General features: G+C 33.5%; 26 protein-coding genes. All 26 read left to right on the top strand.

Annotated features, from left to right (window positions below):
* The first annotated feature begins 85 nt into the window (after positions 1-85).
* The 26 genes from DZB84_RS23710 (at position 86) to DZB84_RS23835 (ending at position 20606) form a co-directional block, all read left to right on the top strand.
* Positions 86-1567, top strand: coding sequence for a competence protein CoiA (locus DZB84_RS23710; RefSeq protein ID WP_189655355.1), 1482 nt, complete (start codon positions 86-88; stop codon positions 1565-1567).
* 463 nt (positions 1568-2030) lie between these two features.
* Positions 2031-4295, top strand: a complete 2265-nt coding sequence (locus DZB84_RS23715; RefSeq protein WP_116354758.1) for an ATP-binding protein — start codon at positions 2031-2033, stop codon at positions 4293-4295.
* A gap of 58 nt (positions 4296-4353) precedes the next feature.
* Entirely contained in the window at positions 4354-4797 is a 444-nt protein-coding gene (locus DZB84_RS23720; protein WP_116354759.1) for a hypothetical protein, read from the top strand.
* 60 nt (positions 4798-4857) lie between these two features.
* Positions 4858-5601 (top strand): phospholipase D-like domain-containing protein, encoded by a 744-nt coding sequence (locus tag DZB84_RS23725; protein WP_116354760.1) that lies wholly within the window; start codon positions 4858-4860, stop codon positions 5599-5601.
* Positions 5602-5944: 343 nt separating this feature from the next.
* Entirely contained in the window at positions 5945-6397 is a 453-nt protein-coding gene (locus DZB84_RS23730) for a MarR family winged helix-turn-helix transcriptional regulator (protein WP_116354761.1), read from the top strand.
* 26 nt (positions 6398-6423) lie between these two features.
* Complete coding sequence (gene paiA / locus DZB84_RS23735; protein ID WP_116354762.1) at positions 6424-6942, top strand: spermidine/spermine N(1)-acetyltransferase; 519 nt, start codon at positions 6424-6426, stop codon at positions 6940-6942.
* Between the two features lie 21 nt (positions 6943-6963).
* On the top strand, positions 6964-7590 hold the full coding sequence (locus DZB84_RS23740) for an FMN-binding negative transcriptional regulator (RefSeq protein ID WP_116354763.1): 627 nt from the start codon (positions 6964-6966) through the stop codon (positions 7588-7590).
* Between the two features lie 1529 nt (positions 7591-9119).
* Positions 9120-9659: a hypothetical protein gene (locus tag DZB84_RS23745; RefSeq protein ID WP_116354764.1), complete on the top strand. Its 540-nt coding sequence runs from the start codon at positions 9120-9122 to the stop codon at positions 9657-9659.
* Positions 9660-9696: 37 nt separating this feature from the next.
* On the top strand, positions 9697-10017 hold the full coding sequence (locus DZB84_RS23750) for a hypothetical protein (RefSeq protein ID WP_116354765.1): 321 nt from the start codon (positions 9697-9699) through the stop codon (positions 10015-10017).
* A gap of 53 nt (positions 10018-10070) precedes the next feature.
* Positions 10071-10373 carry a hypothetical protein gene (locus DZB84_RS23755; RefSeq protein ID WP_116354766.1) on the top strand — a complete coding sequence of 101 codons (303 nt, stop codon included), beginning with the start codon at positions 10071-10073 and terminating at the stop codon, positions 10371-10373.
* Positions 10374-10426: 53 nt separating this feature from the next.
* Complete coding sequence (locus tag DZB84_RS23760) at positions 10427-10987, top strand: hypothetical protein (protein WP_116354767.1); 561 nt, start codon at positions 10427-10429, stop codon at positions 10985-10987.
* Positions 10988-11143: 156 nt separating this feature from the next.
* Positions 11144-11731 carry an RNA polymerase sigma factor gene (locus DZB84_RS23765; RefSeq protein WP_116354768.1) on the top strand — a complete coding sequence of 196 codons (588 nt, stop codon included), beginning with the start codon at positions 11144-11146 and terminating at the stop codon, positions 11729-11731.
* A 4-nt stretch (positions 11732-11735) separates the two neighbouring features.
* On the top strand, positions 11736-11924 hold the full coding sequence (locus DZB84_RS23770; protein WP_116354769.1) for a hypothetical protein: 189 nt from the start codon (positions 11736-11738) through the stop codon (positions 11922-11924).
* A 201-nt stretch (positions 11925-12125) separates the two neighbouring features.
* Positions 12126-12785 carry a hypothetical protein gene (locus DZB84_RS23775; protein ID WP_116354770.1) on the top strand — a complete coding sequence of 220 codons (660 nt, stop codon included), beginning with the start codon at positions 12126-12128 and terminating at the stop codon, positions 12783-12785.
* Between the two features lie 30 nt (positions 12786-12815).
* Complete coding sequence (locus DZB84_RS23780; protein WP_116354771.1) at positions 12816-13169, top strand: hypothetical protein; 354 nt, start codon at positions 12816-12818, stop codon at positions 13167-13169.
* Between the two features lie 31 nt (positions 13170-13200).
* On the top strand, positions 13201-14082 hold the full coding sequence (locus tag DZB84_RS25580) for a M23 family metallopeptidase (RefSeq protein ID WP_116354772.1): 882 nt from the start codon (positions 13201-13203) through the stop codon (positions 14080-14082).
* A 108-nt stretch (positions 14083-14190) separates the two neighbouring features.
* On the top strand, positions 14191-15456 hold the full coding sequence (locus DZB84_RS23790; RefSeq protein WP_116354773.1) for a hypothetical protein: 1266 nt from the start codon (positions 14191-14193) through the stop codon (positions 15454-15456).
* Positions 15457-15533: 77 nt separating this feature from the next.
* A complete protein-coding gene (locus DZB84_RS23795) occupies positions 15534-16007 on the top strand; it encodes a DMP19 family protein (protein WP_116354774.1) in 474 nt (157 codons plus the stop codon).
* Between the two features lie 115 nt (positions 16008-16122).
* Positions 16123-16455: a MafI2 family immunity protein gene (locus tag DZB84_RS23800; protein WP_116354775.1), complete on the top strand. Its 333-nt coding sequence runs from the start codon at positions 16123-16125 to the stop codon at positions 16453-16455.
* Positions 16452-17024 carry a hypothetical protein gene (locus tag DZB84_RS23805; protein ID WP_116354776.1) on the top strand — a complete coding sequence of 191 codons (573 nt, stop codon included), beginning with the start codon at positions 16452-16454 and terminating at the stop codon, positions 17022-17024. The genes DZB84_RS23800 and DZB84_RS23805 overlap by 4 nt, the downstream gene beginning before the upstream one ends.
* Before the next feature lie 37 nt (positions 17025-17061).
* On the top strand, positions 17062-17553 hold the full coding sequence (locus DZB84_RS23810) for a hypothetical protein (RefSeq protein ID WP_116354777.1): 492 nt from the start codon (positions 17062-17064) through the stop codon (positions 17551-17553).
* 19 nt (positions 17554-17572) lie between these two features.
* Entirely contained in the window at positions 17573-18007 is a 435-nt protein-coding gene (locus DZB84_RS23815) for a DUF4279 domain-containing protein (RefSeq protein ID WP_116354778.1), read from the top strand.
* A gap of 101 nt (positions 18008-18108) precedes the next feature.
* The gene (locus DZB84_RS23820; protein ID WP_116354781.1) at positions 18109-18519 is read left to right on the top strand and encodes a DUF4275 family protein; all 411 of its coding nucleotides are present in this window, start codon (positions 18109-18111) and stop codon (positions 18517-18519) included.
* Between the two features lie 11 nt (positions 18520-18530).
* On the top strand, positions 18531-19370 hold the full coding sequence (locus tag DZB84_RS23825) for a hypothetical protein (RefSeq protein ID WP_223254543.1): 840 nt from the start codon (positions 18531-18533) through the stop codon (positions 19368-19370).
* Positions 19371-19601: 231 nt separating this feature from the next.
* The gene (locus tag DZB84_RS23830) at positions 19602-20219 is read left to right on the top strand and encodes a hypothetical protein (RefSeq protein WP_116354779.1); all 618 of its coding nucleotides are present in this window, start codon (positions 19602-19604) and stop codon (positions 20217-20219) included.
* A 102-nt stretch (positions 20220-20321) separates the two neighbouring features.
* Complete coding sequence (locus DZB84_RS23835) at positions 20322-20606, top strand: hypothetical protein (protein ID WP_116354780.1); 285 nt, start codon at positions 20322-20324, stop codon at positions 20604-20606.
* The last annotated feature ends 172 nt before the right edge of the window (positions 20607-20778 follow it).

Raw genomic sequence — 20778 nt, forward strand, 5'->3', positions numbered from 1 at the left:
TCAATAGAATCCTTCCGCTTTACCTTATTTATTTTATAATGAAGATAGAGAAAATTATCCATTGTTGGAAGGGGGAAAAAAGACGTTGTTACGATGTATTACAGTTGATAAAGAAACGCTTATTGCCTCAAATTGTGATAAAGAAAATACTAAGAGGCTATCTCAGGAAAAACAACTTTTGTGCCCGAATTGTCAAAGTACAGTAATATTTAAGCCAGGGAAAATAAAGAGGTCACATTTCGCCCATTACGAATCTGAATGTGTGGTCACGAATTATGAACCAGAAACTGCCTCCCATTTACAAGGGAAACAAGTTTTATATGACTGGTTAAATAAGAAATTTCCGGCTGCGGATGTTGAATATGAGGTATATATACCTGAAACAAATCAAATCGCTGATATTTTTGTGGAACATACAGATGAAGGTATGGAAGGCATTCGTTGGGCATTTGAGTTCCAGCACAGTCCTTTATCCTCTGTAGAATGGGAAACAAGACATAATCATTATAAATCCGCAGGGATTCAGGATTTTTGGGTTTTGGATAAGGATAAATATGTGAAATTCTCCAAGGCACGAGATATAACAGATGCCCGTAACAGAAACGACTTGGAAAAGAAAATATTTAATGAAATAGGACTATGTTATTTTTTGGATTTAGAGACAACTGAGCTCACAATTGATTTTAAATTCACTACGTCATGGCATACCACGATTGTTAAAGGTGTTCGACGTCGAAATGAATATACTTACCATAGCCCTATTCATCACTCAACCCATATGGATAAGGTTCAGGTTAGAATGAATGATGAATTCCAGCATGGAGTTTTGGTTTATCCGGAAATCGAGAAACAAATGGAAGAAAAATTATCATGGATTCTTGCCAAACTTCGAGGGGAACGTTCACGGAAAGAGAAACAAGAATTACAGGATCGGGCTAAAGAAAAGATGAAATTCGCAAAGGAAAAATACGGAAAAGAAAAGACGGAGGTAATTTGGCGGTTCATGGAACTTAACATTGAAGAACTGTCTGATTACGAGCTGGATTTATCTGAAGAGGAAAACATTAAAGAATTGACCAACGATGTACTTCAATTATCTGAAGAGGAATTCTTTATAAAGTATGAAACTCTTTTTGAAAAACTTCAGCGGAATTTAGGGGAATTTATAGCATTAAAAGATAGTAAAGACTTGGTTAAACGGTTAATTAAAAACGTTACTTATGAGACACAAATCTTTTCTATGTCTTTCCTAAGTGACCAAGGAAACAGTTCCTTAGAGGACTATTTAAAAGGCATCCACAAGGAGAAAATTGATGTGGTCACCTATGTATATACAACATATAGTAGTGAATTAGAAAAGCTGGCCAGTATGAATTTTAGGGCAATAAAAAGGGATTTAGATAAAATTATACCTATTATTACCCCGTGGGAAAGTAAACCCACTATAGTTGATTTTGCAATTGGGTATAAGCGTCTTGAATCACGAGAGGCAGCAGATGAACATATCAAACAAGTCAAGGAGAAGATTATTGACTACAATCCGTTTGCTGATATGGATGATTGGTAAAATACGGAGGTGTTTAATTGTTCCGATTGCATTTAAAAAGTCAGTTCCTGCTGTTGAAAATTTTGACATGACATGAAAAGAACAATATGTAATCAATTAAATTTTCAATCGAGAAATGAATTTTAATCCAGGCCGGAACAATAGTGGTCCAACCTTTTTCAATTTTTTCAATCCCTTGTCCAATAATGGTATCAATCTCTATTCAGTATGTTTCCTACTTTAATGCGATTCTAAGTCACTACAATTCTAGTCTTTTTCAACTATTGATTTTATGGAAGTTTAGATAAGGAGTATCCCTGGAAATTTCGGGATACTTTTTTGTTTGTAACCAAAATGTCGAATAAGGAAATAAAATGTTGGAATATTTAGTATTTTAGTTATACTTGTAAAACATTTCCTGTAAAATAGAAGTTGACATTAGGCAAAATATATTAGAACTAAAATAGTTAGGAGGGGTAATAGAATGATAGGAAAGATTAGGATTAAGGAAGTTGCATCGTATGATTCTACAGGAATTGAGGTGAATTTGGGTAAGATTAATTACATTTATGGAAGTAATGGTACAGGAAAGACTACTATTTCAGAACTGTTAAGAAATAGAGGAAGAGAAAAGTTTTCCTCTTGCAGTATTGAATGGAAACCAGGCGTTTCTGACTTTGACATGTTTGTTTATAATAGAAATTTTGTCCAGGAAAATTTCAATGTACGTAATGATATAAAGGGTATTTTCACTTTAGGAAAAGAATCAACTGAGATTTTAGCTTTAATTGATCAAAAAAAGCAGGATGCTGAAAAACATCAAGAACGGATTGGCAAATTAAAAGAGAACATTGAGCAAAAAGCAGGTGAAGTAGAAAACTTACATGCAAAATTTATAAATGAATGCTGGGATTTAAAGCAAAAATATGATGAAGTTTTTGAAGATGCCTTTACTGGTGTACGTAATAATAAAAAGAAATTTATGGAAAGATGTTTAGATGAAGCAACTAATAACAATAATGACATACATACCTACGATGATTTAATTAAGAGAGTGGAATCTGTCTTTAAAAATTCCCGTGAAAAGGTTGAGACGATTCCGAAGATATACTACGAAAGTTCAGTAGAGCAACAATCTATATTTCAAACAAGAATTATAGGTAAGAAAGATATTGATATTGCTAGACTAATAACTCAGCTAAATATCAGTGATTGGGTACAACAAGGGCATAAACATATAGGGGACAAAGATAGTATATGTCCATTTTGCCAACAAGAACTACCTGTCGATTTTAAGGAGAAAATGGATGAGTATTTTGATGAAACATACACTGAACAAATACAAATTCTCAGCTCTGCCATAGAAAAATATAAAAAAGAAACAAGTAGCTTTCTTGAACGGTACCGATTTCTTATTGCTGAAGACATTCCTTTTATTAATAAAGAAAAAGTAGCTTCCCAATTTGAAATAATGAATTCAACCTATAAGGAAAATATTCAATTACTAGAAAAGAAGGGCAATGAACCAAGTAGAAGTGTTGAGTTAAGCTCAATAATAAGTTGTGTTGAGGAAATAAAGTCAGAGGTTGCACAGGCAAATTCTCAAATATCAGAATTAAATAGGGTAATTGATAATATCAAAGTAGAAAAAACGAGTTTAGTAAAAGATATATGGCGATTTATCGTGGAAGAAAACAAAAGTAATAATGATTATTACATAAGTAATTTAAGAAAACAGAATAGTGCTATTGATGGAATGGAAAAGGGTATTGTACAACAAGGGGGATACAAAAAGGCATTAGAAGACGAAGCCATCGAGCTTCAAAATCAGCTTACAAGTATTTTACCTTCTATCAATGAAATTAATTTACTTCTTAAATCATTTGGGTTCACAAATTTCCAGTTAGCAGAGTCTGATGAACAGGGGAATTACAAGATTGTAAGGGAAAATGGTGAAGATGCAAACGAAACTTTAAGTGAAGGAGAGAAGACCTTTATTACCTTCCTGTATTTCTATCAGCTTATTAATGGTAGTAATGATCAGGACAAAGTAAATACAGCAAGGGTAGTTGCGATTGATGACCCGATTTCTAGCCTAGATAGCAATATACTATTTATGGTAAGCAATCTGATAAATAATCTAAAGAAAAAGGTAAGAAGTAATGACCCGAACTTTAAACAATTGATTATTTTGACTCATAATGTATATTTTCATAAGGAAATTTCATTTAATAAAGATCATGGTAGTAAGATGTTAAATGATGAAACCTTTTGGATTTTAAGAAAGACAGACAATACATCTCAAATAACTAAGTATGAAGAAAATCCTATTAAAAATTCATATGAGCTTCTTTGGAAAGAATTAAAGGAAAATCCAAATTCAATAACAACACCAAACATCATGAGAAGAATCCTGGAGAATTACTTTAAATTCTTCGGTAACATTGATGTTAATAAAATTATTGAAGAATTTCCTGATGAAGATAAGGTTGTTTGCAATTCTTTACTATCCTGGGCCAACGATGGCTCACATCATGTGAACGATGATTTATATGTAGATAGTAACCAAGAGCAAAATACAATCTATTTTGAAGTATTTAAAAAGATTTTTATAATTTCTAATCATGAGGCTCATTTCAACATGATGATGGGTAACATTGAAAGTGAAGTGGAGGAGAACGTTGCTATTGACGAGGCTAAAAAGGAAATAAAAGAGGCTTTGGCCCAAGCTGCAGCTAGTCAGGAATAGAAAGGTTGATAGACTTTATACTTATTAAGTAGATAAAAGAAAAAGGTGGCTAAAACAGATGACTAACTATGTAACTATTCGAAATGAACTTGAACAAGAGTTTAATCAACATCTAATACCTTACACTCAACATTCAAATCTTATGGAACTTGGTTTTAATTATAGTATGGATGCGTATGAAAATAGAATTGAAATAGATGGGAAGACAAATGATGTTCACTTGTTTCATATGTTTGCTCTAACTATTCATGATGCAGATCCACAAGAGCCTGGTCAGATTCAAATTGATACACTCACGATGATCGAAGATATAAGGAAATTGAAATATAGAATGGTAATGAAACTGATTGAAATTACTTATCAAGTAGCAACAAAATATAACTACAACACCTTGATAGTGGGGATGGTTCCGGGTTTTTATAATAACATGGTCAATAAAAAAGGAGCCATACCGTTAACCTATGAAGATGTTCAGCTAGTGGATACTACAAATTTGAAATAGAGTAATCCAACTTTTTTAACGAATGGTACTAATAAATAGTCAATATGAATGGAGTAAAAAATGAACGAACAACAATTTTTAAAAACAATGATAGAAACCGTAAAATATGATGATTACGACAATAAAGACGAATTGCTTGGTATCTTGAGGAATTCTATTATCACCTATCGGAAAACAAACCAATTCACAAAGAAGTCTTGGCAGAGCTGGGAGTACATTGATTTAAGAGTACCTGTACCAATGTTAAAAGTAGCAAGAGGCTTAAAAAATGAATTTGAAAAGTTGGCAGCACTAATTTATATAGAGACACCTGAATATGACTTCGGTGGTTTAAACATCAAGCCAAAGCCTGTAGAACTTGAGAATAACGAAGATATTGAGCATGATGTAGTCTTTGATGAAATTAAAGAAACAATCGTCCAGGGTATTCGAAATGCAAAATATGCAATATGGGTGTCTGTGGCATGGTTTACCGATAGTGAGATATTTGAAGAATTGATGTTAAGGAAAAAGGTAGGGGTAAACATTCGTATCATTACTTCAAATGAAGAATCAAATAGATATTTGATGGACAAGTTAGAAAGAAATTTTGAAGTAGTGAAAGTTTCACTGAAAGGAACGTATTTATCGAATAGACTTCATGATAAATTTTGTATCATCGACTTTGAGTATGTTATGCACGGCTCTTATAACTGGAGTAAAAATGCTAGAGGGAATGATGAAACGTTAGCTACTGCCATTGATAGAGATTTTGTAAGAAAATTTGCAGATGAATTTATGAGGTTACATGTTGAAAATCACTGACCATTACAATCTGTTCCGTTAACTGAGGGAATTTAGCATAAATAAGTATTTTAGTAGAAATCTAAAAAGAGTACCTGTTACTATCTTCTTCCCCATGCAAATAAGTTGGGTTTCATACAGCAAAGGAAGCAGAAGAGGTAGAGGGCAAACTATTCTAAACTCAACTTTGATTCAATCGTGAATAAAAAAATGGACTGAATTCATTAGTGGTTCGGTCCATTTTTTTAACTTTACTTATATTTTTATCATTACTTTTTTGTTGCAAATGCAACAAAATTAAATTAAAATCAATTTAGGATTTTTATTGTATTTGCAACAAAAATAATGTGTTAAGGAGTTCATTATGAAGGAAGTTCTTCGTGAAATTGGAATGATCGCAAGGGCATTAGATTCTATTAGTAATATAGAATTTAAAGAATTTGACCTCACAAAAGGGCAGTATTTATACCTTGTACGAATATGTGAAAACCCAGGGACCATTCAAGAAAAGTTAGTTGAGATGATAAAAGTAGATCGAACAACAGCATCACGTGCTATAAAAAGGCTAGAAATGAATGGCTTTGTTGAAAAGAGAGATGACCCAATTAATAAAAAAATTAAAAAAATATTTCCTACAGAGAAAGGGAAAAGTGTATATCCATTTATAAAAAGAGAAAATGATTATTCCAACACCGTCGCACTAACTGGATTTTGCGAAACAGAGGTTGAAACCCTTTTCGACCTTTTGCAAAGGGTAAGAAAAAATATTGAAAAAGACTGGGATTATGTAAAAAAGGGAAATAAAAGAAATTATTGATAATGGAAAAGGAATGACATTTCAAAATGACTATAAAAATAAAAAAGTGCACGTTTGAAGATTTAAAAACACTTCAAGAAATAAGTATTAAAACATTCAGTGCAACATTCGAGGGTCAGAATTCACCAGAAAATATGAAGTCCTATTTGGAAAAGGCATTTAACTTAAAACAATTAGAAAAAGAACTATCTAATCCTTTTTCGCAATTCTTTTTTGTGTATTTTAATAATGAAACTGCTGGATATTTAAAGCTCAATACCAATGATGCCCAATCTGAAGAAATGGGAAATGAATCACTTGAAATTGAGAGGATTTATATAAAGAACGAATTTCAAAAACATGGGATAGGTAAATATCTGCTAAATAAAGCTATGGAAATTGCGATAGAACTAAATAAAAGCAAAATTTGGCTAGGTGTATGGGAAAAAAATGAAAATGCTATCGGTTTTTATAAGAAAATGGGGTTTATTCAAACTGGAGCCCACTCTTTTTATATGGGTAATGAAGAACAAACGGACTTTGTAATGATAAGAACCCTTAAATAAACCTTTGAAAGGTGGACTATCATGTATATCCCTAGGTATTTTAAAGTTACGGACTTTGATGAAATCCGAGAATTTATTCAGACGAACTCTTTTGGAACTATTGTAACGACAAAACAAGATAAACCTATAGCCTCTCATTTACCATTGGAATTGCATAAACAAGGAGAAGATTATTATATAACTGGACATATAGCTTATGCGAACCCTCAATGGAAAACGTTCGAATTTGAAAATGATAATGTCCTTGTTATGTATCAAGGTCCACATTCATACATTTCATCATCTTGGTATGAACAGGAAAATGTACCAACCTGGAATTATCAAGCTGTACATGTATATGGAACAGCTAGTATTATGAGTGAACAAGAGTTAGAAGAAGACCTTAAGTTATTATTGCAAAAATACGAAGGACAGCGTAAGAATCCAGTTTTATGGGAAAATCTATCACAAAAAACTAAAAAACAAATCAACGGTATTGTTGGATTTAAAATTAAAATACAAGAAGTTCAAGCTGCATATAAATTAAGCCAAAATCGAAATGAAGCAGATTACAATAACATCATTGACAAATTACAAAATGAACAAAATCCAAACTCGAATCAAATGGCAGAACTAATGAAAAAGAGATTAAAAAATAGAGAACAATGATTCAAGCCTAAGATGAAAGAATTACAAAAAGGTACCGGGCTGTCGACTTGACACCCTTTCTTCAGTTTGTGATAGATACTTTAAGTAAATGGGATTTATCTGAACAAGGGTTAGGGTTAATAGCATCCCTTCTTATTTCTTTATTCTTTTTTCTATTATATGTTCCTGTTACTTTCCACTTCCCCATGCTAAAAAGTCGGTATCTACTGCTAAATAGTTGGTATCCAGAGCGGAAGGAAGAGTGAGGAAAAAGAGTAGGCGAACAATATGTACTCAATCATTTTTCAATCGTAAGATCAATTATATTTCAGGCTGGATCCAATAGTGGTCCAGTCTTTTTGTTTTGTCCAATATCTCCTCAATCCCTTGTCCAATAGGGGTTCCAGTCATCTTTTATCAATTCATTCTGTTCTATTCTGTTGTTTACCTCACTATATAAACCCGTAGGGTTTCAATACTATTTCGGTAGTTTCTTTGCATTTTTTCCATTCTTTTCTCTTGATTCTTCTCTCCATTCTGGTACCAACTTAATAACATTGTCCGAATATTCGATACAACCCAGAACGGAAAAAGGAGGGCGAAATTGGGGGTTTTGGGGAAGAACTTTATAGCAGAATGGAAAGAAGAAAAAAGGCGAGATAAGAGGGATGGGGCTTAGAGCCGCAAGGGTTTGAGGGGAGTGAGAGGGAGAGTGGGGGAGGGAAGGACTTTTTGGCAGGGGAATATTAATATATAGCTGTCTTATTCCACTTCCCCATGCTAAAAAGTTGGTTCCCACTGCTTTATAGTTGGTATCCAAACGGCAAAGGAAGCGGTCAGAGCAGCGGTCAGATTTTTATGTATTCAATCGTTTTTCAATCGGTTTTTTCAATCAAAAATCAATATCAATTCGGGGCGGGTCCAATAGGACTTCGTCCCTTTTCTTTTTTACCAATAGCCCCTCAATCCCTTGACCACTTGGGGTTCATAGCGTGTTCAGTTGTTTTTCATATCGTTTTCTATACAGTTCGAAAGAACACGGGTTAGAAGAAAGAGAGTGCTGAGAAAAGAGGTTTTTTCAGGCTCTTTTTTCATGTTTTTTTCTTATTTCTGTTCCCGTTCAGGGAATATCTATTTAACATTGGCAGAATATTCGATACAAGCCAGAACAGAAAAAGGAGGGCGAAAATGGGGGTTTTGGGGAAGAACAATATAGCAGAACGGAATGAAGAAAAAAGGCGAGATAAGAGGGTTGGGTCTTAGAGTCGCAAGGGTTTGGGGGGAGTGAGGGGGAGATGAAGGCGGGGAAGGACATTTTGGCAGGGGAATATAGTTATTAACTTGTTGTTTTATTTTTACAACACATATAATGTCCCAGTATATTGAAGGTACACTACTAGCTGTAGGTTAGATGAGTTTTGATTAATGATGTCTGTAGTTGTTGAATATGACTATCATTTTTAATTAGTTAATTTGATAGTAACTTCAAGGCGTAATTATAGAGGCTCACACAGAATAGATCAATTCTAATTAAAAATGGAGGTTTATGTATGAATACGAGAAAAATGGCTATGGAAAGTATTATCGAGTTTATTGAGTCTGATGAAAAATGTGCTTTATTAACTGGGACTTTTCAAAATGAGAAACATCCTTTAGTTTTAAGGACTATAAATGATTTATTCAAAGGGAGCAGAATATTATTTAGAGCCAACTCAATGCAGAATTTAAGCACATTCTTTAGGGCTAATAAAAACTTTAAGACGGGTGTTGCATACAATTTAGGAAGTAACACAATGTTTGTTGACACCATTAACCCTCGAACATGGAGGAGTTCTCCTAACAGTTTCAATTTCGCTGTTGTTTATCCGTTTGATTCTGTAACGAAAGACAGTAATAAACAGAGCATTATGGATGATTTATTTAAGCAAAGAAATATTGAAAAGATATTTTTAGTTAGTTGGACAGATAATATAGACTTTTCTTGGTCTGATGAATATGTTGATCGGAAAATTACCTTCGATGCGGAAGAGGAAAAGCCTGAATACCATCAAAGGATGATTGATCTATTAACGAAAAATAAGGATTGGTAGAAGTACTGTCGATAAAGAAACGAATAAGGAGGATTGCATGAATAAATTTTTCCGAAAGCCGTCTAAGGTTGCGTTAATTTCCCTAATCGCTACTATAGTTGTTACTGTTTTACTCTTGTGTGTATTGAGGTTATCAGGAGTAGATTCAAGGATTGTACATATGATTGGTAAAGCGACAATTGCAATTTCTTTACCTTTCTTAATGCTTAACCCATTATTTGGCTTTATCTATTCATTTTTCGTTAAAGGAAAAAGTAAAATTCTGTATATCCTGTTGCATTTAGCTTGCATATGCACAATTTCAGTTTTAGCGTTTACGGCTTTTATGTTTCGATACTTTGTACCTTTTGCTCCATAGAAACCTAAAAATGAGGTTATGAGGGGGTGTGAGAAATTCCAAAAGTGTCAGCTATGTTGGGAGTAATTTCAGGGGCGTTTTCAATTTGCTTATGGGTTATCTTTAGCTTCTTCAATCCTTATTCAAATACAACTGATATTGAACCCATTTTAAATACGTTTTTCATGCTATGTATTCCTGCTTGTTTAGCAATTATTTCTTCTTTAATCTCTAAAAAAGTATTATTGTTAATTGCTTTTATATGGTCGTTACCAATCAGTTTATATGTAACGATGACTCCAAGCATTTTTGCTTTATTTGGGGTTACATGCTTTGCCTATTTACTCAGCTATTTCTTGATGTATTTAAAGAAATGAGGAAATCGGTGTTCAAATGATATATTCAGAGAGATTGAGGTGATTATTTGAAAATGGCAATTCCAATTCTCGTTTGTATAATCATTGGTATTATATTTATAGGCTCATTTCCTTCGATAACAAGTGCTTGTTCGTGTGCAGAATTACCAGGTGTAGAAGAAGAATTTGAACGTTCAAAAGCCGTATTTAGTGGGAAAGTTATTGATATACGAGAGAAACGAAGTTTAAAAGGATATACGACTAAATCAGTCCTCTTTGAAGTAACGAACACCTGGAAGGGTGTAGAGCAATCACAAATAATCATTACCACTGGACAAGGTGGTGGAGACTGTGGATATGACTTTAAAGAAGGGGAAGAGTATTTGGTCTATGCTTACGAATCAACTATGTATGGAAAAAAAACGCTTGTAACAATCATTTGCGATCGTACGAATGAATTGGGTTCCTCAGAGGAAGATTTGGCGATACTTGGGGAAGGACAGCCTCCGATTGAAGAAGTTGATTTAACAGATAAGCAGGAAGGAAATGGGTTATATATATGGGGTGCAGTAGTTATAGCCATCGGTATTGTTTTATTTTTCGTATTTAAGAGACGCACAAGGTCAAATAGTTAAGGGAGTGATTGTCAGTGATTAAAGACCTGTTATGCAAAGTTGATACACTAATGTAATAATTATGTAATAGACTGGTAATCTGTTTCCCTCAATTTCCAAAGTTGTGTTACCATAATATTAACAAATATTAGGGGATTGGTAAGCGAGTGAGGAACATTGGTTGTATTAGAAGAAAAAGGGAACATAAAGACTCTTGTTCCATCTCACAGTTTATGTGAAACAGACTTAGAAGAGTTAATTAATGAATATGAAAAAGAATTACGCTATTTTGCCTACAAAATTGTTCGTGACTGGATAATAGTTGACGATATTATGCAGGAGGTATTCATTAAGATATTTCTAAAGTTGGACTCGTTCGAAAAAAGATCTTCTATTAGATCGTGGTTATATAAAATTACTTATAATCAATGCATCGATTATTTTCGAAGTAAAACGATAAAATCTCCTATGTTAATTGAATATTTCGAAGAAATTAAAGTAGCAAATACTGACTCGGCAGAAATTGAAGCAATAGAAAAGTTTGAGAAGGAATGGTTATGCCACACAGTTAATTCTTTACCTAACCAATACAAGGAACCGATTTTACTTTTTTATTTTAAACAGTATTCCTATAAAGAAATTAGTGAGACTTTAAATGAAAATATTGGTGTCATTAAGAATAGACTTTTTAGAGGAAGACGTTTGCTAAAGGAAAAATACTTCGATTATCAAGTTAGCTATGATCGAAAAGGAACGGAGTTATAACAATATGAATTCTTTTATTGTGATTATCATAATTGTTTTAGCTATTATTGCGGATTTCTTTTGGTTCGATGTTGATAAAAAAAGATGGGGATGGATGAAGAACTGGTCAAATCTCCAAAAGGTTTTATTCTTCTCAGGTTTTGCAGTTGTTTCAGGATTAATTTACGTTGGATTGAGTTTAGGTTTTTTCTAAAAACGTGGGCATTATCACTGGGATAATGCCCTTATTTATTGAATTTCCCTTTTAAAATTCTGCCACAAATCCCAAAGAGTAAATTTAGTTAAATGAAATAGTCAAAATAATTGAAAAATGTGATACCAAAATCATTTAAGTTTCGTAGATACATAGTGAAAACAATTTTTAACTAATTCTGGATAAAAGGATGTGTTCCTTATGATGAAAAGTAAAAAAATGTTATATCTTTCTCTTATTCTTTTTATTGCATCTCTTGTCCTAAATTTCCCTTTTCCACACGAAAGTCCTTATGGTGAGACTGTCGCATCGGTATTGAATATACCAGTTCAATCTGTTAATGGATTACATTATGTAGGAATTGCTTCATTAGCTTTATTGATTGCAAGTTTGTATTTCCTTACCAAATCGGTAGAAAAATATCATGGGCGTGTTGTCTTGGTTGCCATTGTTCTCGCTTTATTCGCACCATCGATGATTGCCAGTTCGTTTCAAAAAACATTTGCAACAGGTATTTATGCTGTTTCTTATGAGCGTGATTGGAGCAACTGTCAATTTGAAATGATCGGTGAAACAACATTGCGTGGAGAATGTGAACTTCCTTTTGAAAATTACAGTAGGAATGATGTCCAATTCACCATTGAATTTTATGAAAAATACTATTTTGAAGATGATGTACTCATGGTTTCACTCATGAACAACAATGATCCGTATGAGGTGAAGCTAAAGGGAAATGAAAGAAAAACAGTGAAAATTGAGTCAAATATAGACGTTTCAAATATGGAAAATCATATTGAACAGGGTAGTTCAACAGGTGTAAATATCATCATTAAGTCGGGAGAAAAAATAAGGAAACTTTAAAGTTGTTAAATTGAATAGAGGTGAAAACGCTTGAACTGTTGTTGTGATAGTGGAGAAACAAATGATTTAAAAATAGAAGGAGATGTTGGGGCAGATCCAATTTGGTGTAATAGGTGCGGTGGCAATCTCGACTTAGAAGATGTTCCGATTTCAGATAGATTAGCAGAGGAATTGTTGTCTTGGGCAACAAAGTATGGAGAATGGATTGATTGGGATTCAGATAAATTGCTTCCTAATGGGATTGAACTGGAAGATAAATTTAATCAAATGGGATTCGTATTAACGGAAAAGGTGAAACAAGAAATTGGCGGTAAATATAAAATAAAATTCATATCATCTACCAGTGCGAAATCTTATGCAAACAGGAAAAACGGTTTTAGATAGAGTGAGGACAATAGGATATGAGGTGATATTTATGAAAGAGGGAAAAGAAAAAAGGATTATTCCTGACGAATTTGGAAAAAGTTTTTTGAATGGAGAGTTTTCCACTATATATCAACAAACCTCTAAGGATTTTAAACAGTTGGTCATATTGGAGCAATTCATAGAGTTAGGAGAGTCTTTTAATCTTGAAGTTAAGCAGTATAACTTAGAAATGAGTAACCGTTTAGGTAAACATATTGAGCAATTTTTATGGTTAGACAATGAGAGGGAAAAGGCAATTAGTGTAGCATTTGATGAAGATTACACCATTCAAAGTCTGCTTCTTGCTCCATTTGTTTCTTATCCAGAAAGTGATAACCGATACACTGAGAATACTTATATCATGCCAATAAAAGAAGAATGGTTTGTTTTTTGGGGAGGAACAAATCAATTTATTAATTACCATTATGTTTATGAAACTCAAAGATACGCATATGATTTGGTCATTATGAAAGATGGTCAATCCTATCGTGATGCACCTACTAAGAATGAAAACTATTATGCTTTCAATAAAGAAATAGTCGCTCCGTTTGATGGCGAGGTGGTAAAAGTAATAGAAGGTGTGAAGGACAATGTGCCAGGTGAAATGGATGAAAGTCAGCCAGAAGGAAATTGTGTTGTGATTAGACATCCAAATAATGAATACAGCATGCTTGCCCATTTAAAACAAAACTCGATTCTTGTTAAGGTTGGAGATCATGTACAACAGGGGCAAGTGATTGGATTATGTGGAAACTCTGGAAATTCCTCAGAGCCTCATTTGCACTTTCAAGTCATGGATTCGTTTGATTATTATACTGGTAAATCTATTCGTATCCAACTTGAAGGTAGTTCTGAACCAATCCAAGGAGAAGTAGTTAGACCATATAATTAATCTATTTAGTATAAGAACTTTCTAATTTTCCTAAAAGTATAGTAGAGCTATAGTTATTGATGCGGTATCTGAATGTTTCAAAATAAGTTGCAAGTGAGGTCATAGCGAATGGATTTAAGAATACAAGAATTAGTTGAGTTTACGCAGAAAAAGTTCGGACTAAGTAACTATTATTTACATGAACAACAGTTTTATCGGAGTGTAGATATCTTCAATGAGACAATTTATACATTGTCCATGGAGTGGTTCCCCAATGATGCTGTACAAGATGATGATGGACTAAATCCAGAGGGGACAGTAAGTTTTGAAATCAACTTGAAAAGTCTTAAATTTGAACGTATTTTTGCAAAAGGTAAGCCTTATGCAGAAGACGGGATTACATTTAGCAATCTTAATAAGGAAGCCGTTATAAAATGGGTTGAGTGTGAAACAGGATTATCGTATGGGGAACAATTCCAATGGGTAAGAGAAGATGAAGGGGAACTTAACTTTATGTCGTGTTTTGATGGTGTTGCCGTTTCACCTCCTGGATATATTGACATCAAGTTTAACGAAGAAGGGAAGCTCACTATGTTTTCAATGCATGGTGAATTTCCTTCAAAAGAGCTGATTAAGAAAGAAAAATATACTCTTTCTCTTGATCGATTAGAAGATTTGGGAAAGGAACAATTGAAGTTGATTGAATATCCTTCCTATGAACAGAAAAAATTATACCCTATATATGCATTGGAAGAGATTTTTGTTACAAATGATGGGACAACAACGATTCCGTTTGAGGTTTTTGCAGATGAAAATTATTTTTTGAATATCGATCAAACAATTTATTGGGATGAACCAATGAATCAACCGTTTGAACGGAAAGAAATCAAATGGATTGAAGATCTTACAGCAGAACAAGCATTTTCATGTGAGCCATCTCCTGATTCATTCCCCATTACAGAGATAGAACAAGAGAAATGTATGATAGCAGTTAAAAACCTTTTACGGCGGGAATATCCAAGTGAATCAGGGAATTGGGTATTAAAACACTGTTATCGTGATAAAGGGTATATTCACGTTACATTGAAAGCGAATATTCAGGATGTTCGTGTATTTCAGCGGAAAATAAAGGTCTTCATAGATCCAAAAAGTTTTCAAGTTGTAAATTACATGGATAGTAAACCGATGTTGGAGACCTTTAATGACTTTCAAGCACCTGACAAGGTAACAATCACAAAAGAAGAAGCCTATGAAAAACTTAAAGATTTGTTTGAGTTAAAATCTTACTATGTGTATGACTTTAAACAAAAACAATACGTTTTATGCGGGAAATTAGATTGCAAGTATGGGGTGAATGCATCAAACGGGGAAGTGATAGCGTTAGATGATTTGTAGCTTGATTGACAGTGATAAGTATTTAACAGAAAGAATTGTTGTCTTGGGCAACAAAGTATGGAAAGGTGCCCCCAAATATGGATAAGAAGCCTAAATTAAAAAGATCAGACTTATTAAATAAAGATGATATTTGGAACGCCGTTAGTGATGTGCTACTTGAATCTGCCTATCAATTAGAAAATAAAGTAGCTTATGAAGCATTTACTGTTCTTCAATACTATTCCGAAATGGAAAGTGGAGGTCATGAAAGTTTTTTAAGATGGAATTCAGACCATGTAGAAGGAGTAGGAATCACTCGTTATTTGGAAGAACTGATCGGTGTTCTTGATAAAATAGATGCACATGAGTATGTACTGATTGAGAGAAAGTATGGAAAAGAAATGTGGGACTTGTACGTTGCCTTAGAAAATGACGAGATTGACGAAAAGGAATTTTATAGCGTTATCGAAAAAGCAGACAATGAATACTATCATCTCAATGAAAAACTGAGAGAATTATTAGAAACGTATTTCGTAAAGATTCACACTGACTTAATTGAAATAATAGAGTAGTAGATATATGGGGCATTGTAAAGTGTTTGTGTGTTTGTGTAAGTGATAGGAATGTTTGTAGAGCTGACGATAAAAGACAGTTTGAAAATATTGAGTGAGAGGAAGGAGGCTTCCAATGAACAACTCATTAGTATTAAGCCTACATCGGGCTTTAATCGGTGCAATTCCTGAAAATTTGAGAGGATTAAAAGTAATTTTAACAAATAATCGGCTGTTATGGCAGGCTTTTTTCGATCATGAGCCAACAGAGGATGAAAAGGAAGTGTTAAGTGTTGCTTGCACTGAAGTGTTATCTGATTTCCCTAACATTAATGAGGTTCAAGAGGAATACATCTTCCATCCAACACCATTAACTGTTAATACAATACACGAATGGGCATTTGTTAGATGGGAGCCTGAAACAGAACAAAAGAAATCAACGCATCAAAATAGGAGAAAAAATGAATGAAGTATGCAGACTATATTAACCCTGAAATATGGACTGGTGGATTTTATGAACTTTCAATTGAGTATCATCCATCAGGTGATCATAAAAAGCTAAATGATGCTCTGGACTCATTATACCAATGTGATTTTTTTAATGGAATGTGGGTAGAAAAAAGTGATTATCAAACGTCTCCTGTTCCTCTTCCTATAAATATTGAAGAGGAGAGTGTTCATTTATTTTATGGAACCATAACTCTAACAGCAAGTAATCAGTTACCTTGTGTGATTAGCATAATTAGGGTTCATGGTGAGTCTGATTGGTTAGATATTTCAATTCCACAAGCTATACTTGAAGAAAAATTTCCATATAGATATCCTCTTACAAAAGAGTTAAACCCTTGGCTAAGTAAGGTTGTTGAGCTGTATGCAAAGTTGGTTGAAACTATTTTTGAAAGTTCTCCTTTTACTATAGCAATCATTGGTGAAGAGATTTCAGGAGCGGATATACCCGAAATTAATCTGGAACATGTAACGATCATTACACATTCTCAATTGGAAACAAAACTTGGAATCAATAGAAAAAATGATTAAATGATGTGTTTGATTTATTCAAAAGGGGAGTGATTCATTGAATTATTGGAGAATAACAAAATATGATCCATTAAAAAGGAATGCTGATGGAAGTTATCTTGACCATGAAGAATGGACTTGTTTTTCAGAAGTTGGGACAAAGATAAGCATGGAGGAGTATGAGGCTACGGAGGAAAAGTACATAAATACTATCACGACATTTATGACGGAAATGGGTTTGAATAGAGTTTATGTAATTGCCTTAGAGCAAAGGTCTGACGAGATCAAACATCAAAAGGCGAATGAATTTCTATCAAAGATTTGGATAGGAAAAGCGGTGACTGCACAGGAAGTCCGAGAGTTAGTCAAGTTGACATTACGGAATGCCATTTGGTGTAAATTAGGCTATAAGAAGAAATTCTTTGTTCACTTTGGATACGATTATTATATGTACATTGGGGCGAGTGAAGACTGTACGGAAGCTATAGAGGTTGTTAAGGAAACGGGATTATTTGTCGAGGACTTCAAATCTCCTTACATAACGAATTAATAAAAAGTGGAGGATATTGATGGAGAAAACGCAAGTGATGGTGTATTTTAGTTTGTTTGCAGATGAATTTTCATTAGATGCTGTAACAAAACAATTGGATATCGTACCAACTGAAAGTTATAAAAAAGGTGACATCATAAAGAAAATATCTCCTACAGAAAATCATGTAAGAGGTTATACCCGTTGGAAGCTAAGTACAGGTTATCAAGAATCATTGGACGTTGGTGATCAGTTAAATTTAATTATCAATCAAATCGGGGGTAAGGCATCAATCATCAATGATTTAAAAAGGCGGTTCGGATTAGAATGTAGATTCACCATTGTCATCATAATGAACAACGGTTATACACCTGGTTTATATTTAGATGAATCTCTAATTGCATTTGCCAATAGCATTAATGCTGATTTTGATATTGATTTATACGCCAATCCCTACGATGAAATAGATGAATAGGTGAGGAAAGGACAAAAATAAGCGGTCTTTACCTTATAAGATGAATCAACAATGAATTTAATAAAGTTAAAGGAGAAGTAGGTGTCTTATTGGAAAATCGTATGGACTTAGTATCATTGCTTAGAAGCAAAAAAGTAAAGGTGACTGAAATAGACAAATGGGGAACATTTTTGAGGAAACGATGGGAAAACAATTTTGCCAATCATCTCAGCGATCAAGAAAAGAAATCTATTTATCTTTATGACTTTTTGTGGCACATATTTAGTTATGAGAAAAAGAATTGCTTAAAAGTAGAACAAGCCGACATAGCGTTTAACAAAAAGTCAAAGAAGTCCTGTTACGTTTTCTATCAACATTCTGATGATGCATTTATTCTTGAAAATGCTTCATCTTTAAATGCAAATGATTTCCTAAATGAAGCAGATGTGTACGTGGTAGATAAGGAATTCAACTGGACTTATGTAAAAACGCACGAAACGGGTTGGTGTGGGCCGTACTTTTGCCAAGAATAGTATGAATTGAGGTGTTCCATATAGAACTTTTAGAGTTGTACTACAAGAAATATACAGGTACAGTACAGGCATCAGATTATGTAGGATGGGCAAATTCTTATTTGTATTTGGATTTTCTCGAAATTAAGAAATTAGCCAGTATGAAAGGGAAATTAAATATATTTGAAATTGAAAAGATGTTTGTCGATGCAATAAATAGTATTCAAAGAGAAGCACCTTCTAAAGAACAATGTGTAGACTACCATTTAAAATGCCTACATTCACAATTATTAATGCCCAAAAAGAATGCTGTGTCAATTGTGAAAGAGATTTATGCTTGTACAATTGCAAACGATTTATTCGAAGAACAGATGAATTGGCAGGAGATCAGTGATGCCATAGATGACTTTCAGTACGGAGATAACGATTACGGCTATACCCTGGATAAGATCTATGAAATGATTGTTGCTCATGCACGTAATCTATGGCATACAAAAATAAGTAAGATCACGTTTAAGGAACTGATTGGACAGAAAGTTACCGCCATTGATTCAGAAGTTCATTTCATTATTAGGTTGGAAAAAGGGGCAATAATTATTGAATGTCCTTGGCGAATTCGGGATACAGGAGGAATATTGTTAGGAGAAACAGATATTCAATCTAACCAAAGTGAATGGAAATCGGTCAAAGAGCTATTGGTTGGTAAAAAAATTGAAGATATTCAGTTATTCGAACAGTGTCCACTTCTAATCGTACAATGTGATAATGTCTTTGTAGATGTCTTCCATGCCAGTTCCTTTTTTGACGGTTGGACTTTAACAGACGAAGGGGATTTCTATATATTTTCCATGCATGGTGGAAGTATTGCATAAATGGATTTGACGAATGGCACAAAAAAATTACCTTCACTGATGGTCAAAGCAACATGTACACAACGATTGTGAATTATTAAAATGTGTTGGATTTTATTAGAATCGCTTTTAAACAAATGGAAGCAAGTGTTGAAGAATATTGGGCTGTCTTGAATTGCTCTTTTTGAATGAGTAGCGTTGGCCAGTAATTTTTTGAAAATGCAAATATCGTATTTTAAGAAGGTGATAATAGTGGCTACTGTTTATATTTCAAGCATAAGCGGTCTTAATAAGTATGATGATAGATATGAAATTATAGGTGAACCTAAATACATATATCATATTGAAGTAAAAGAAATTGAGAAGCTGTTAATTGATTATCTACATGAAATAAATAGGTTTCCAATCCACTTAACTATAACTACCTATAACGATTATGATGAATTTGAAACATTATTGAAAAGGTTAGGCCAAGAGTATGAAGTAAATTCATTAGCTGATGTAGCATATGTTTCAACAGAAGATGGTGAAATGCTTAAATACCACGTTCCCCTATTTAAAGTGAAAATAACGGATGCAGTTGCCTTTGAATCGATCATTCGTACCTCTTTCTGGATGGCAGAATCGAATTGCACATTTATCCTTTCCTGTTCTGATAATGTAAGTATTATAAATAAGTTGGGGAAAGACTGGAAAGGTAAAGAGACCGAATACTCTACGATTTTAATAGATATGACTAAAGAATCAACGTCAATAGCGATTACCCATGATGCATATGGTTTTTTGCTATTTTCAGATTTAGAGGAAAACAAGTCCATTGAAACGATTGCACAGCGACTTCCCAATTATACTATTGTAATAGGTAAGTGAGGTTTTATGGATTAGTTTAAGTAAATATGCAATTTATAAAAATGATTATCGTTGATGCTCGTTTCTGTCTCATTTGCAAAACAGAAAGGTAATTTATAATAGATGAAAAAGACAATTTTGCATGCAGTTATATTTTCGATTATTATTCATGTACTAATCCTTGGATTTACGATAATTAAAGGATACTTGCTGACAAAATCTCATATTCCAAGCGACATAAATACTTATGATAATGTTCATATGCTCCAAAATGAGGTTGCGTTTGGTATTGTTTATAATTCAGGAGGTGCAGTGCTTTTAATTTTGTCATTTTTAGCGGGCATTGTTTGTTTTATGATAGGCAAATTTGTATTTGTAAGGTTAAGAGCTAAAGGATTGAAACAGTGATTCAATGAAAATATAATGGAGACACTCTTTCACTAAGGTCGTAGTTTAGCATTCCTGTAGATCGTTATATATCAGGTTTGAAAAAAATAAAGCCCCTCAGTAAGATATGAGTATAGACACCACTCTAACTCAGACTCTTAAGGAGGAAGCCCTACTATGAATTTTAAAATGC

Source organism: Bacillus sp. HNG, from assembly GCF_003400205.1.
GTDB lineage: Bacteria > Bacillota > Bacilli > Bacillales > Bacillaceae_L > Ferdinandcohnia.